This is a genomic window from Novosphingobium sp. CECT 9465 (assembly GCF_920987055.1).
In the GTDB taxonomy this organism is placed as follows: Bacteria; Pseudomonadota; Alphaproteobacteria; order Sphingomonadales; family Sphingomonadaceae; genus Novosphingobium.
Window position 1 is genome coordinate 135411 of the sequence record NZ_CAKLBX010000003.1, and the last position, 13387, is coordinate 148797.

Annotated in this window: 14 protein-coding genes; 1 reads left to right on the forward strand and 13 read right to left on the reverse strand. The window is 62.8% G+C overall.

Features of this window, described 5'->3' with window-relative positions; translation table 11 throughout:
• Window positions 1-124: 124 nt before the first annotated feature.
• From LUA85_RS19860 to LUA85_RS19885, 6 genes are all read right to left on the reverse strand, one after another.
• On the reverse strand, window positions 125-499 hold the full coding sequence (locus LUA85_RS19860) for a copper-binding protein (RefSeq protein ID WP_183956219.1): 375 nt from the start codon (window positions 497-499) through the stop codon (window positions 125-127).
• The gene (locus LUA85_RS19865; RefSeq protein ID WP_183956218.1) at window positions 499-3630 is read right to left on the reverse strand and encodes an efflux RND transporter permease subunit; all 3132 of its coding nucleotides are present in this window, start codon (window positions 3628-3630) and stop codon (window positions 499-501) included. Before LUA85_RS19865 ends, LUA85_RS19860 begins: the two co-directional genes overlap by 1 nt.
• The gene (locus LUA85_RS19870) at window positions 3627-4865 is read right to left on the reverse strand and encodes an efflux RND transporter periplasmic adaptor subunit (protein WP_183956217.1); all 1239 of its coding nucleotides are present in this window, start codon (window positions 4863-4865) and stop codon (window positions 3627-3629) included. The genes LUA85_RS19865 and LUA85_RS19870 overlap by 4 nt, the downstream gene beginning before the upstream one ends.
• The gene (locus LUA85_RS19875; RefSeq protein ID WP_183956216.1) at window positions 4862-6091 is read right to left on the reverse strand and encodes a TolC family protein; all 1230 of its coding nucleotides are present in this window, start codon (window positions 6089-6091) and stop codon (window positions 4862-4864) included. Before LUA85_RS19875 ends, LUA85_RS19870 begins: the two co-directional genes overlap by 4 nt.
• A 139-nt stretch (window positions 6092-6230) precedes the next feature.
• Window positions 6231-6500, reverse strand: a complete 270-nt coding sequence (locus LUA85_RS19880; protein ID WP_231472125.1) for a hypothetical protein — start codon at window positions 6498-6500, stop codon at window positions 6231-6233.
• 70 nt (window positions 6501-6570) lie between these two features.
• The gene (locus LUA85_RS19885) at window positions 6571-6942 is read right to left on the reverse strand and encodes a hypothetical protein (protein WP_231472126.1); all 372 of its coding nucleotides are present in this window, start codon (window positions 6940-6942) and stop codon (window positions 6571-6573) included.
• A gap of 78 nt (window positions 6943-7020) precedes the next feature.
• Here LUA85_RS19885 and LUA85_RS19890 point away from each other — a divergent pair, with 78 nt between their 5' ends.
• Window positions 7021-7836 carry a hypothetical protein gene (locus tag LUA85_RS19890; RefSeq protein WP_231472127.1) on the forward strand — a complete coding sequence of 272 codons (816 nt, stop codon included), beginning with the start codon at window positions 7021-7023 and terminating at the stop codon, window positions 7834-7836.
• Window positions 7837-8180: 344 nt separating this feature from the next.
• Here the strand turns inward: LUA85_RS19890 and LUA85_RS19895 are convergent, their stop codons facing one another.
• The 7 genes from LUA85_RS19895 to LUA85_RS19925 form a co-directional block, all read right to left on the reverse strand.
• Complete coding sequence (locus LUA85_RS19895; protein WP_231472128.1) at window positions 8181-8774, reverse strand: plasmid pRiA4b ORF-3 family protein; 594 nt, start codon at window positions 8772-8774, stop codon at window positions 8181-8183.
• The gene (locus LUA85_RS19900; protein WP_231471964.1) at window positions 8771-10360 is read right to left on the reverse strand and encodes an IS66 family transposase; all 1590 of its coding nucleotides are present in this window, start codon (window positions 10358-10360) and stop codon (window positions 8771-8773) included. The genes LUA85_RS19895 and LUA85_RS19900 overlap by 4 nt, the downstream gene beginning before the upstream one ends.
• A gap of 68 nt (window positions 10361-10428) precedes the next feature.
• Window positions 10429-10788 carry an IS66 family insertion sequence element accessory protein TnpB gene (gene tnpB / locus LUA85_RS19905; protein WP_371823744.1) on the reverse strand — a complete coding sequence of 120 codons (360 nt, stop codon included), beginning with the start codon at window positions 10786-10788 and terminating at the stop codon, window positions 10429-10431.
• Entirely contained in the window at window positions 10785-11147 is a 363-nt protein-coding gene (locus tag LUA85_RS19910; RefSeq protein ID WP_231472129.1) for a transposase, read from the reverse strand. Before LUA85_RS19910 ends, tnpB begins: the two co-directional genes overlap by 4 nt.
• Window positions 11148-11249: 102 nt before the next feature.
• On the reverse strand, window positions 11250-12170 hold the full coding sequence (locus tag LUA85_RS19915; RefSeq protein ID WP_231472130.1) for a hypothetical protein: 921 nt from the start codon (window positions 12168-12170) through the stop codon (window positions 11250-11252).
• A gap of 316 nt (window positions 12171-12486) precedes the next feature.
• Window positions 12487-12897 (reverse strand): Cu(I)-responsive transcriptional regulator, encoded by a 411-nt coding sequence (gene cueR, locus LUA85_RS19920; RefSeq protein ID WP_184081796.1) that lies wholly within the window; start codon window positions 12895-12897, stop codon window positions 12487-12489.
• Window positions 12894-13322 (reverse strand): hypothetical protein, encoded by a 429-nt coding sequence (locus LUA85_RS19925; protein WP_231472131.1) that lies wholly within the window; start codon window positions 13320-13322, stop codon window positions 12894-12896. The genes cueR and LUA85_RS19925 overlap by 4 nt, the downstream gene beginning before the upstream one ends.
• Window positions 13323-13387 lie beyond the last annotated feature (65 nt).

Below are 13387 nucleotides of genomic sequence, written 5' to 3' on the forward strand. Positions count from 1 at the left end.
TTTGGAGCAACTGGCGCTGAGGACACTCGTCAGCAATGCTGGCGTTGTGGGTCAGGAGCGCTCTCTTAGAATTGCAGGTTGTTCCGCTTTTACATCAACATCGATTTTGGCTTGCCTCCCAACTTCAAGATCTTGATTTTGCGATCTTCGTCACCGTTCCGTCCTTGCCATCCCAATCAATCTCGAAGTCCACCTTGTCGCCGATCTTGATCCCGGAAAGTATTTCCGGCCTAGCCGCGAAGCCCATCGTCATGGCTGGCCAGCCCAGGCCGGTGATGGCACCGTGATCAAGCGTGATCGTGCCTTTCGCGGTATCGATGGCAGTGACCGTGCCGGCAGCCATGCCGTGCTTCATTGCGGTTGCTTTCGGCATGCCGGATATGGTGCCAGCATCGGCGGCAGCGCTCTGGGACGGCTTCGGCACTTCCGCTTCCTTCTTGCAGGCGGTGAGCGTGGCAATAGCCGAGAGGCCGACCGCAATCGTCAGGGTTTTCTTCACTACACGTCTCCTTCGGGTTGAACATGGGGTCGAGATCGCCGGCGCATCAGTAGATAGGCTGCCGGAATGACGAGCATCGAGAGCAGTGGCGCGGTGAGCATGCCGCCGACCATCGGCGCGGCGATACGGCTCATCACTTCAGAGCCCGCGCCGCTGCCAGCAAGCACTGGCAGCAGGCCGGAGAGGATTACGGCAACGGTCATCGCCTTGGGGCGCACGCGCAGCAGCGCGCCTTCGCGCACGGCGGCAGCGACATCGCCATCGTGGCGCGCTTCGAGCGCCTGTTTGAGGTAGATGAGCATCACCACCCCGAACTCGGCGGCGACGCCGGCCAGCGCGATGAACCCGACCGCAGTCGCGACAGACTGGTTGTAGCCAAGCCAGTAGAGCAGCCACAGCCCGCCGGTGAGCGCGAAGGGCAGGGTGCCCATGATCAGCAGCGCCTCGTCCCAGCGGCGGAAGGTGAGGTAGAGCAGCGCAAAGATGATCGCGAGCGTCACCGGGATTACCAGCTTCATCCGTTCCTTGGCGCGGACCAGGAACTCGTACTGGCCGGTGTAGGAAATGCTGACGCCGGGCGGCAGCACGACCCTGCTCGTGATCGCGCGGTTGATGTCGCCGACCAGCGTTTGCATGTCGCTATTGCGCCCATCGACGTAGATCCAGGTGACAGGCCGGCCGTTTTCGCTTCTGAGCATCGGCGGGCCATCGCTAATGTTGACGGTCGCGACGGTTCCGAGCGTGATCTGCTGACGCGAGGAGGTCAGCACCGGCAGGCTGGCGAGCTTGTCGATGCTGTCGCGCAGTTCGCGCGGGTAGCGCACACTTATCGGATAACGCGCCAGTCCTTCGACGGTCTGGCCGACAGTCTCGCCGCCGATCGCGCCCGAGATCACCGACTGTACGTCGGCGACATTGAGACCATAGCGCGCAGCGGCGGCGCGGTTGACATCGACGTCGATATAGCGCCCGCCGGTGAGCCGCTCGGCCAGCGCGGAGGAAACCTCCGGCACGGCCTTAACTACCTGTTCGATCCGCTTGGCGGTGCGGTCGATCTCGGCAAGATTCGATCCGGCGACCTTGATCCCGATCGGACTCTTGACGCCTGTCGCCAGCATATCGATGCGGTTGCGGATCGGCGGGATCCAGAAGTTGGCAAGGCCGGGCACCTTCACCCTTGCGTCAAGTTCATCGCGCAGCTTCTCAGGTGTCATGCCAGGCCGCCATTGGTTCTGCGGTTTGAATCGAATGGTGGTCTCGAACATTTCGAGGGGCGCGGGATCGGTCGCGCTGTCGGCGCGGCCGGCCTTGCCGAACACGCTCTCGACTTCGGGGACAGTCTTGATCAGCCGGTCGGTCTGTTGGAGTAGGCGGCCAGCCTCGGCTGCCGACAGGCCGGGCAGCGCCGAAGGCATGTAGAGCAGATCGCCCTCGTCCATCTGCGGCAGAAACTCGCCGCCGATCCGAGCGATCGGCCACAGGCTGGTGGCGAAAACCAACGCGGCAATCATCAGCGTCTGCTTCGGCCGCGCCAGCACACGGTCGATCACCGGGCGGTAGATGTACGCCAGCCAGCGATTGATCGGATTGGCTTCCTCGCTGGGGATACGGCCCTTGATGAGGAGGCCCATCAGTACCGGGATCAGCGTGATCGAGAGGAAAGCCGCCGCCGCCATCGCATAGGTCTTGGTAAAGGCGAGCGGCGCGAATAGCCGGCCTTCCTGGCCCTGCAGGGTGAAGATCGGCAGGAAGGAGAAAGTGATGATCAACAGGCTGAGGAACAGCGCCGGGCCGACTTCCGCTGCGGCATCCGTGACAAGCCGCCATCGCGTGGGTGCATCGGGCTCTGCTTCCGGATTGTCGTGGCGCCAGCGCTCCAGGTGCTTGTGGGCATTCTCGATCATCACCACCGCCGCATCGACCATCGCGCCGATGGCAATAGCGATACCGCCGAGTGAAAGGATATTGGCGTTGAGCCCCTGCGCCCGCATGACGATGAAGGCGATCAGGATGCCGAGCGGGAGGGTGAGGATCGCCACCAGCGCCGAGCGCGCGTGCCAGAGGAACAGCGCGCAAACGAGCGCGACGATGATGAATTCCTCAACCAGCTTGCTGGTGAGATTCTCGACCGCGCGATCGATCAGGCCGGAACGGTCATAGGTGGTGACCACCTCGACGCCGGGGGGCAGGCTTTTCTTCAATTCGTCGAGCTTGCCTCGAACGCCCTCGATCACTGCCCGCGCGTTCTGCCCCTGGCGCATGACGATCACCCCGCCCGCGACTTCGCCCTTGCCGTTGAGTTCGGCCACGCCGCGGCGCATTTCCGGGCCGAGCTGCACGCTCGCGACCTCGCCCAAAGTCACTGGCACGCCGCCCGCTGTAGTGCGCAGCGGAACACTGCGAAAATCGTCGAGCGTCTTGAGATAGCCGCTGGCACGCACGGTATATTCGGCTCCGGCCATCTCGACGCTCGCCCCGCCGACCTCCTGATTGGCGCGCTTCAGAGCCTCCGCGACGGCCTCGCCCGTCACGCCATAGGCGGCGAGCTTCTGCGGATCGACCACGACCTGGTATTGCTTGACCATGCCGCCGATGCTCGCAACCTCGGCGACGCCGGGCACGGTCTTGAGCTCGAAGCGCAGGAACCAGTCCTGCAAGCTTCGGAGTTGCGCGAGATCGTGCCGCCCGGTCCTGTCGACCAGCGCATATTCGTAGATCCAACCAACGCCCGTCGCATCGGGGCCGAGCGAGGCCGTCGCTCCTTCGGGCAGGCGGCTCTGGACCTGGCTCAGATATTCGAGCACCCGGCTCCGCGCCCAGTAGAGATCGGTGCCGTCGTCGAACAGAACATAGACGAAGCTGTCGCCTGTGAACGAATAGCCGCGCACCACCCGCGCGCCGGGCACCGAGAGCATCGTCGAGGTGATCGGATAGGTGACCTGATTCTCGATGATCTGCGGCGCCTGCCCCGGCCAGCTCGTGCGGATGATGACCTGCACGTCGGAAAGATCGGGAAGCGCATCGACCGGCGTGGTCCGAACCGCCGCCACGCCGATTGCCGTGAGCACCAGCGCGGCCGCCAAGACGAGATTGCGTCCCCTGACCGAGGCGCGGATGATCGCCGCGATCACTGACCGCCTCCGATTGGCCGGGCGGCAATGCCGGTCAGGCTCGCTTCGGAATCGAGCAGGAACTGGCCCGAGGCGACGAGTTTTTCGCCTGCGGCCAGCCCAGCCAGCACTTCGGTCTTGCCGCCGCCCTCGCGGCCGGTGCGGACCTCGGCCGGACGATAGCGTCCATCGGCGAGCGCCAGCATGACGAGAGTGCGCGCGCCCGTCCTGATCACCGCTTCGCTCGGCACCAGCAGCGCCTGACCTCCCTCGCTCCCCAATGCGACAGCAGCGAACATGCCGGGTCGCAGCCGTCCGCCACGGTTGGCGAGTTCGATCCGCACCGTCAGCGTGCGGCTGTCGGCCTGCGCTGCGGGCAGCATCGCACTCACCCGTCCGGCGAAGCTTTCGCCCGGAAAGGCGGTCAGCGTGGCGCTCGCGCTTTGGCCTACGCGGACCATACCCGCCTGCGCCTCGGGCACGGCGGCGTTGAGCCAGACCGTGCCGATGCCGCTGACCTGCGCGAGCGTCTGGCCCGCGCCGAGCGTTACACCCTGACGCGCGTCGAGCGACTGGATCACGCCCGCGATCGGCGAGCGGATCGTCACCGTGCCATTGGTCCGGCCCGTCCGTTCGACCTCGCCGATCAGCGCATCGGACATGCCCATCAGCCGCAGCCGCTGGCGTGCGGCGGCGGTCAGCTCGGGCTTGCCGAGCCTCTTCACGGCAAGGAACTCGGTCTGCGCGCCGCCCCATTCGGGCAGCTGGAGGTCGGCGATGGGCGCGCCCGCGCCGATCACATCGCCGGGCGCGCGGGCGTAGACGCGGGTGACGAAGCCGCCGGACCGGGCCTGGACGATCGCCACGTCGCGCTGGTTGAAGTCGATCGTGCCGGTAACCGTGAGGGCAGAGGGCAAGGCGCCCATTTCGGCCGCGACCACGCGCATGCCAAGATTCTGCCGCGCAGCGGGATCGACGCTGACGCCGGGCATCGCATCGCCCATGGGGGCGTCGTCGGCATATTTGGGCACGGTCTTCATCCCCATCGACGAGAGCGAATTGGGGTTATCGTAGTGCTCGGCCGGCACCATCGGATCGTACCAGTAGAGGATCTTGCGACCCGATTGGGCCGATCCCGTTTCAGTCGTGGCCGGGCCGCCTTTTTGTCCGAGCCAATAGCCGCCACCACCGGCAAGCATCGTGACTGCCAGCACCCCGGTGCCCCAGCGCATTGCGTTTGTCCTGTCCAGCGTCATGGCCGAACTCCTCCATAAGTGTAGTTGATCCGGATCGCGTCGCGGGCGACCTCGGCTTCGCGCGAAAGCGCATCGACTTCGGCTTCGGCGAGCGCCAGGCTCGATAGCAAAGCACTTCCGAGATCGAGCTTGCCCGCGGCGTAACTCGCCATGTCGAGTTCGGCCCGGCGCTTGGCGAGCGGCACCAATGTATCGCGCGCATTCATCAGCCGCTGGTGATGCAAGGCATAGTCCGCAAGGTCGGCATTGAGTTCGGCCAAGAGGTCACGCTCTCCAGCTTGGCGCATCAACCCAGCACGTTGCGCCTCGCTTTCGCGCGCGGCGATCAAGGGATCTTGCCGGCGCTTTGCGAAGAATGGCAGATCGATGCTGACCGTGACCGAAACCATGTCGCCATAAGCGGGAGCGCGACGACCATAGGATGTTCCAACCCGCCAGTCCGGGCGTTTGTCAGCGCGGGCAAGCGTGACATCCGCCTCGGAAGCACGGGCTCGGGCGTCCAGAGCCTGAAGTCGAGGTAGGGAAGCCACATGGGTCCGCAAAGCAGGACCATACACCTCAAGCACCGGCGGGTCCCCGGTAACATCGGAGTCGGGGTCGCCGGTAAGGCGCGCAAGTCTCGCCTGCGCCTTGGTTACATCGGCCCTGAGCTCGCTGCGACGGTCGTTGATGGCTGCGCGCAACTGCTCGGGTTCAAGCGCCTGCGAAGGACGTGCCGAACCAGACGCGAGCCTCGCCGTGACGGTAGCTTGCAGATCGCCAAGGCTCGCGTCGAGCCGCTCAAGTTGGGCAAGGCGCCGCTTGGCATAGTAGAGATCGACCCAGGCTAGCGCGGTTTCGAGCCGCACATTCTGGGCATCGACCGCCAGATCGGCCTCGGCCACGCCGATGTCTGCTTGTGCTCGCCCCTGTTGAGCACGGCGCTTGGCGGGATTGGGAAACGCCTGTTCGATTCCGACGCGTGACATTGTCATGCTGTCCCTGTTCAATGTGAAAGCAGGTGGCCCCGAAACAGGGAAATTCTCGAGGCTCACCACCAAGGTCGGATCGGGCAGCCGACCGGCGGCAATTGCCGTCGACCGCGTGGCTTCGACGCTCGCCTCGCTCGCTGCAAGCGACGGCGCTTCGCGTGCAGCGCGGTCGAGCGCGGCATCGAACGTCATGGGTTCGGCCAGCACGGCGGCCGGGATGGCCACGAGCAGCGGCGCCAGAAAAATCTTTCGCATGGAGCTCTCCTGATCGGCGGAGGCCGGACCGAAACGTCAAACAATCAGGGGCAAAACGTGCGCCGGCGAAGCATGCGAATACTCCGCCGGCGACACGCGCCTGGCCAGGTTGCTTTTCGTTATCGGCCAGGCAATCGCTTTAACCAGCCGAAGGCATGGCGCGCTTGCCCGGCATGTCCATCATGCAATTGGCCGCGCTCATCTTCATCATGCTGCAGTTGCAGTCTGCCACCTCGGTGCCGCCATCCTTGATCCAGACCCGGATCTGCTGGGGAAGGTTGGACTTGTTCGGGCCGGAGGTCGGGCGCGATTGCCATTCCCAATGGCCGCCGGCAGGCGTGCTCGCTAAACTGGCGGATGCGGCTGTGAGTGCCGCAATTGCTGCGGCCAGTGTCAGTAACGTCTTCATGTCGAAAATCCTTGATTGAACGGTGAAGTGACGCACCGCGAACACAGGTTCGCGGGCGCGCCAGTGAGGTTCAACCAAGGCGTGCGGGTGGATGCGGTTCTGGACTGGTTTCACGCCCAACAAGCAACGCGACCGGCATCTGGCGAGGAATCGATGGGCGAAATTCGGTCGGACTGGCGCTCGGAAGCGGAGGAACCAGCGCCACAGCAACTGCACAGCCCATCTTGGCTACGCAATCAGGCGTCATGCCCTGACACGGCTTGTCGGGCTGTGGCTTCTGCTTCACGAGATGCATCATTTCCGCGCATTCGGGGCTCATCGGTGCGGCGGTAGCCACAAGCTCTGCCCTTTCAACCGGAATGACGTGCGCGAACGCAGCTTCTTGCCCGATCAGACCGAGGAGTGCTCCTACGAGCATCAGCAGAGAGAACCAGCGCTTCACGTCACTTCCTTCGACTTGTAATGGGCGACTGTCAATTCGACACTCGCTTCTTGCATCGCCGGCGCAACCCACTACCGCTTGACCGGAGTGCGCCGCACAATTTCAGATTCCAATGCCCTGCTGGGCAATGGTCTTGGAATGATCAGGGACGAGGCAGTTGACGTCGCTACTGGCCCTTGTCAGGCTTCGCTGACTAGACCTTGCAATATCTCCCACGGATGGCGGGATGATTTCTCTTTCTTCGGTTTCATGGGCGGTCAATTTTTATTGGCGCTAGGAAGCAAAAGTGGGTGCAAAGTGCTGATCGGGATTGTCATGGTGCTGCTCGTTGGCTCCTTGATATGCCACGCTCTGAAGACGGGGCGAGCGCCGCTCGCATCTTCGCGTGTTCGGCGTCAGACCGCGCCAAAGCTATACTGGACGACCGTTCTGATCTGCGCCGTGCTTCTGGTGCTTGGCATGGTTTTGACGCTCGCTCCCATTCTGCAGAAGCACCGTGTTCCAGGTCCGACACCGGACCGTGAGGCTGAAATTTCCGTCGCGAGGCAAGGCGTGACCGGCTCAACAGGGAAGCAGCGTGCAGGCGGAGTGGTAGCGCCTGCGCAGGGCGATGATGTTGATCAGCGGTACGCCGAAATATCCGGCATCTGGAACGATGTTCCAGGTTGCGCGCCGGGTTCCGGGTCGTCGCTTCGCATATCAGCTGACGGTTTGGATTTTGGGCACAGCCATTTTCACGTCGAAGAGGTCAAAATTCGCGGCAATGACCTGCTCCTGCACGGTCACTACGTTACTCACCGCGGCATTGAGAACAGCAGTTTAACGGTCACGGTGATCGAGGGTACTCCACCAAAGCTCAAGATCTCCGAGAAGTTGTATTTCAGTTGCTCCTAGGCGGTGACGGTGCGGCCGGATTTGCTAGCCGCAGTCAGGTTCCCGCCCTTGAACGCCGTCGATCCCGGGTCATGTCAATCGATCATTTGGCCGCATTGGCTAAGAACTCTGCCCGCACGCTCATTCGGGGCTAAGGGCCAGAGTCGGTCACCTGCAAAACCGGGGCGAACCCGCCTCCCGGGGTGCGCATGTTGGTGGTTTGGCCCTGGTAGAGACGTGCTGCGTCCAGCAGCAGCTCGCCTGCATATGTGTAAAGTCGAATATCGGTCTTGAGAGCGATGCTCTCCCCCGCCACGGTCGCATTACGAACGTAAGCGCCGACGGAAGGCGGCGTTGACGTAAGCCTATTTGGCCGTTCGTGGGCGCGGCGCCCATTTCTTTGCGAGCGCTGCTAAGCGGTTATGGATCGTATCGATGTCGGGCTGGGCATCGGGATCATGGTCGTCGCCCAGGGCTTCCAACGCCTCTTCATGGTATTCATGGGTCGGATCGGCCAGGGCTTCCAGCTTCTCGGCATAGCCCCAAGGCCCGCCTGAGTCCTCTGGCGGTCGCATGCCGGTGGCTGCGAGCAGGCGAGGATAGCTGCCTTGGGGGTCCGCAGGCGCGATGCCCTGGATTTTGACGCTGTGCTCCCAGGCATCACCGAAGTCGTATAGGTATCGGAAGGTCTTGCCCCGCATTCCCTCCAGAGCCTGACCCAAGGTCGTTTTGCGTGCATCGAGCGGACCGCCAAAGCCATATTCGGGATCCGGGATGCCGAAGCCGGTACGGCCGAAGGTCAACTCCCACAGATGACTGTCCGTCCACGCCAATGCCGCCTGGAAGACGCTGTGAAGACGGTCAAGCCTGATACCCAGCGGCACTTCGATCATGCGGCTGACGGCCGGGGTCACGTCGTCCAGGGTGATTGTCATCCGCACGATGAAGGCGTTGCTCAAGCAGCATACTCCAGGTTCTGGACCTCTCTCGCCGCCTGCCAGTGCCATTGCAGCAATTCGTCGATCCGGTTGATCGGGTGGTTGCCGATACGCGCGATAACGTCGGTAAACCAAGCTTCGGGTTCCACGCCGTTCAGGCGGCATGTTTCGACAAGCGAGTAAAACAGGGCCGAAGCATCTCCGCCCTTGGTCGAACCGACGAACATCCAGTTGCGCCGACCAAGTGCAATGCCGCGCAAGGCATTCTCGACCAGGTTGTTGCTGATCTCGAGCAGGCCATCGTCGCAATAGCGGATCATCGCCGCCCACCGGTTGAGCGGATAACGGCAAGCCTTCGCCAATGCGCTGTCCGAAGACAGCCCGCGCATCTGTGCTTCGAGCCAGGGCCGTAAGGCAGCCAGTTGCGGTGCGGCCAGCTGCTTGCGGACCCGCCGTCGTGCATCAGGTGGTGCGCCCTTGATGTCGCGCTCGATCGCGAACAGCTCGCCTATCCTCACGACGGCCTCGGCCGCGACCGGCGACGGGTTCTTTTCCAGAATGTCGGTAAACTTGCGCCGCGCATGTGCCCAGCAACCCACCTCGGTCACGTTGCGTGGGGCCTTCGTCTTCGGGTCGCGATACAGCGCGTTGTAGCCGGCATAGCCATCCGCTTGGAGATATCCCTGATACCCGGCGAGATGGGCTGCGGGATGCTCGCCGCCGCGGCCGGTGGTGAAGCGGAACGCCACAGCAGGCGGGCTCATGTCACCACTCGAACGACCATCGCGCAGATACACCCAGAAGTAGGCTGTGTGGCTGCCGTTCTCACCCATGAGCAATGTAACCGGGGTCTCGTCACCATGGATCTTGGGAGCCTGGAGGACGTAGGCGAGCAAGCGTTCTGCGAGCGGGGCCATCAACCAAGCCAGCTTGCGGGACCAACGCCCCATTACATCGCGATCAATGTCCACGCCCTGGCGCCGCAAGATCACCGACTGGCGGTGCCAGGGTTGATGATCCACGAAGCGGCTGACGACCAGATGCGCAAGCAGCGCGCTGCTCGCCATGACCTTGGGCAACGGCAGATCGATGGCGGGAGTCTGTCGGATCGTCTCGCAGGCCCGGTAGGCGATACGAGGACGAACATGGCGCAGGACGCGGAAGCGGGCCGGCACATAATCCAGAACTTCGGTGACGTCTTCGCAGATGACAGTTTCCATGCCACCGCAGCCACAGGGCTCTGGGCGATGTTCCGTCGTCAGGCGCGGGACGTGCGCCGGGATCGGCATCCGGGCTCCAGCCTTGCGTGCCGATTTCAGCTTTGACGCTGCGGCTACGTCGTCATTGGCCGGCTCCGGGGCCTCGACCTCGTCGAACATCAGGCGCAGTTGCGCGATATCCATCTTTTCGGAGCTGCGACCGAACTGGACGCGCAGCAGTCGGGCAAGGCGATGCTCCAGCTTTTCGATCGTCAGGCTTTGGGTCTTGACGGTATGCTTTGCCGCCTTCAGCTCGGTCCGCTCTACCTTCATGGCTTCGGCCATCTCCCGCAGCATTTTCTGCAGGAGAACCGGGTCTGTGGGAAGGCGATCAAGGTCGAACCGCATGCCCGGAACTATAGCGAAAATGCCTTCCCGATCCTACCTAAAACCGCAGTTTTCCGTGACTTTTTCGCTCATGCAAGTGTCGGGACGGGCACCTCGTCGTGAATGATCGCCTGCCTCCAATCGAGGCCTTCAATCAACATCGCCAACTGCGCGCCCGACAGCCGAGCTGCCGCTCCATCCTGGGTTCGCGGCCACACGAACTTTCCACGCTCGAGACGTTTCGCGTACAGGCAAAGCCCCGACCCGTCCCAGACCAGCGCCTTCAACCTGTCACCTCTTTTCCCGCGGAACAGGAATACTGCACCAGAGAATGGATCAAGCTGCAGGATATTACGAACCTGGGCCGACAGCCCGTCGAAGCCTTTGCGCATGTCGCACGGCGCCAGTGACAGATAGATCTTGGCCGATGGCGGCAGCGCCAGACTCAACGCTCAAGCTCCCCGACAATCTCGAGGACCAGCTTCAGCGCCTCCCGGTCAACCAGCCTGTCCACCGAAACGGTGAACCCTCCGCCCCGCTGAATATCGATCCGGCCAGCTTCGGTGAGCTTGCCCGCGGGCTCGGGCTTCACCAGTTCAACGGGAACAAAACCCGCCATCGCCCCGCGCAGCAGTTGCTTGCGCCATGTATAGAGCTGGCCTGTTCCGATCCCATGACGACGCGCAACCGCCGCCACTATGACGCCGGGCTGCGTCGTCTCCTTCAGGATCGCGAGCTTTTCCTCGTCGCTCCAATGCCGCCGTCGCTCGACACGCACGACCGCTCCACCATCCTGACGAGCGCCCATACGAGGCTCGTTTGACTGCTCAATATCCACTCGCAAGGCCTCCATCTGCCCCGCGAAATTCACGCCAACCCCATTCCGCACAAGGCCGGGTTCCATCGGCGCTTACTTACGAACAGTGGGCGCGGCGAAGGTCTGCGCGACATATTCGCCGCTGACAATCTCGTCCCACACCCGCCGCGTGACTTTGTCACCTCGATATGCCGCCTTGCTGCCGTGGCCGCGCGCCGGTTTGAAAAACAGGTTCCGTCGTTCTCGCCAAAGATCCTCGCTGTTCGCGCGAGTGACGACAACAGTCTGCGGCAGGCCGTTTCGCAGAACGGCCCGATATGCAGCCGGTAGACCCCAATCTTCAAGCCGGGCATCATCCGAGAGCAGTGAAAGGTTGCGCTTGTCGGCCAAAAGCGCGTGCACGTGGGGTGACGGCGTCACGACCACTGCACCCTGAAGGTAGGCGGCCTTCAGCGCGGCATGTCGCGGCTCGTCAAGCGAGAAGTCGACCAATCGGTTGTAGACCAGATCGATCACCTGCCCCTCAGCCGTGAGTTTCTGTCCATCGTAGACCATCTGCGCAGGGTCAACGATGACTGCCCGAATGCCCTGTTTCTCGAGCAAATCCTGCGCCAGCTGGAACTCCGGGTAGAGATGCTGCTTCTCGGGCATATCGTCGACAATTGCGATCAGCGCGGGTCGACCCTTGCTTCGGTGCCGCTGCCATTCGGCGACAAACATGCGCGCCACGCGCTCGGCGAAATCACTTTCGGTTGGGGCACGAACGGCAAATCGGTCCTCCGGACAGCAGGCACGCTGTGCGCCAGCCAGAAGCGCATTGAGGAAGGCCCCGCCAGCATTCGTGTTCACTTCAATCAGCTTGGGGCCGTCGGAAGCGAGGTGAAAGTCATAGCCCATGAATGCCCCAAGCGGGCCGAAGTCCTGCCTTGCCGAAAGCGGCGCATAGGCCAGCGCTGCCGCACGATAAGCCGGCAATCGCGCCGCCTCTTCGACGGCACCAACAATCAGCATCATTTGGGCCAGCATTTCCGATGGCACGAACACAGGAACATTCGAAAACAACGTCGGATGCGACGCGCCCAGGCGCGCCGCGAAGCCCTCGCTCCGGACTGCCCTGTCCAGGGCATCTGCCAGTTCCCTGCGATCGAGCGAGATGCAGAAGCAACCCAAGTTGAGCTGCTCTGCCACCGATTGGGGTGGAACCGGCAGGCCGTCAGGTGGGATCGCCCGCACGTCATTCCTTTCAGGCTCGAATCTGTGACTGGATCCGCCAGACCGGCGTGAACGTGAGGTGAGGGATCTCCTGCGAGACGTCTGTCAGGTTATCCTTCTACACGGCCTTGCGACGGGCTTCATCCTGCGCGATGCCATTGATGATCGGACACTCGGGCCGTGAATCGCCTGAACATTGTTCGGCCAGATCCAGCAAAGTGGCGCGCATCTGTTCGAGTTGCAGCGCCTTGCCATGAAGCAGTGCTGCTCGCGCCAGCGCCAGGGCTTTGACATCTGCGCTCGACCGGTTACGGTCGCCCCATAACGAAAGCAGTTCCCGTATTTCCTCGATCGGAAACCCGAGATCGCGCGCATTAGCAATGAACCGCAGACGATGGACGTCGTCAGGCGAATAATCCCGGAAAGTGCCGTTGCGCCGTGGTGGTGCGGGGATGAGGCCGATTTTCTCGTAATGCCGGATCATGCGCTGCGATACGCCCGATCCCTCGGCTACCTGACCGATGTTCATGGCCTACCTGCTTGTCGATGTTGGATTTCCCGCACCATATTATTGACGCACCAACGGGCAAACATGCCCCCAAATGCGCGCGCCAGCCAACGCGCCAAGCCGGGTTCTGGCAGCGCATAGTCGATCCAGACAAGGAGGAGATTCCCGGCGCCGAATGGGGTGATTGCAAATCCCATCCGGTAAGCTTGTATGACGACAAGCTGCGGCATACCGATGGTCGCCCAGACCTTGCGCGTTGGCGGCACGCGAGCCTCGACGACTTCCTCAGCCGCTATGGTCAATCCGAAGGCCGTTCCGGCAAGCCGGATCACAGAGCCCGTAGCCTTTCCACCCAGAGCGTCAAGCTCGCACCGCATGGAGCCGCCGCCCATCATCAGCGAAGGGCCGCCCATATGCTTGGTCATCAAGTTCGGCTCGTCGGCCATCGCGAAGATGCTTTCCGCCGAGCGGGCGATTGTCGCGCTCGCCTCGTAGTGAAGCGGCAAATCAG

Coding starts and splice junctions, on each gene's coding strand:
- LUA85_RS19870 (WP_183956217.1), bottom strand. CDS start 4,865: ATGACGCTGGACAGGACAAACGCAATGCGCTGGGGCACCGGGGTGCTG.
- LUA85_RS19875 (WP_183956216.1), bottom strand. CDS start 6,091: ATGCGAAAGATTTTTCTGGCGCCGCTGCTCGTGGCCATCCCGGCCGCC.
- LUA85_RS19880 (WP_231472125.1), bottom strand. CDS start 6,500: ATGAAGACGTTACTGACACTGGCCGCAGCAATTGCGGCACTCACAGCC.
- LUA85_RS19900 (WP_231471964.1), bottom strand. CDS start 10,360: ATGCGGTTCGACCTTGATCGCCTTCCCACAGACCCGGTTCTCCTGCAG.
- LUA85_RS19910 (WP_231472129.1), bottom strand. CDS start 11,147: ATGGGCGCTCGTCAGGATGGTGGAGCGGTCGTGCGTGTCGAGCGACGG.
- LUA85_RS19915 (WP_231472130.1), bottom strand. CDS start 12,170: ATGATGCTGATTGTTGGTGCCGTCGAAGAGGCGGCGCGATTGCCGGCT.
- cueR (WP_184081796.1), bottom strand. CDS start 12,897: ATGAACATCGGTCAGGTAGCCGAGGGATCGGGCGTATCGCAGCGCATG.
- LUA85_RS19925 (WP_231472131.1), bottom strand. CDS start 13,322: ATGGCCGACGAGCCGAACTTGATGACCAAGCATATGGGCGGCCCTTCG.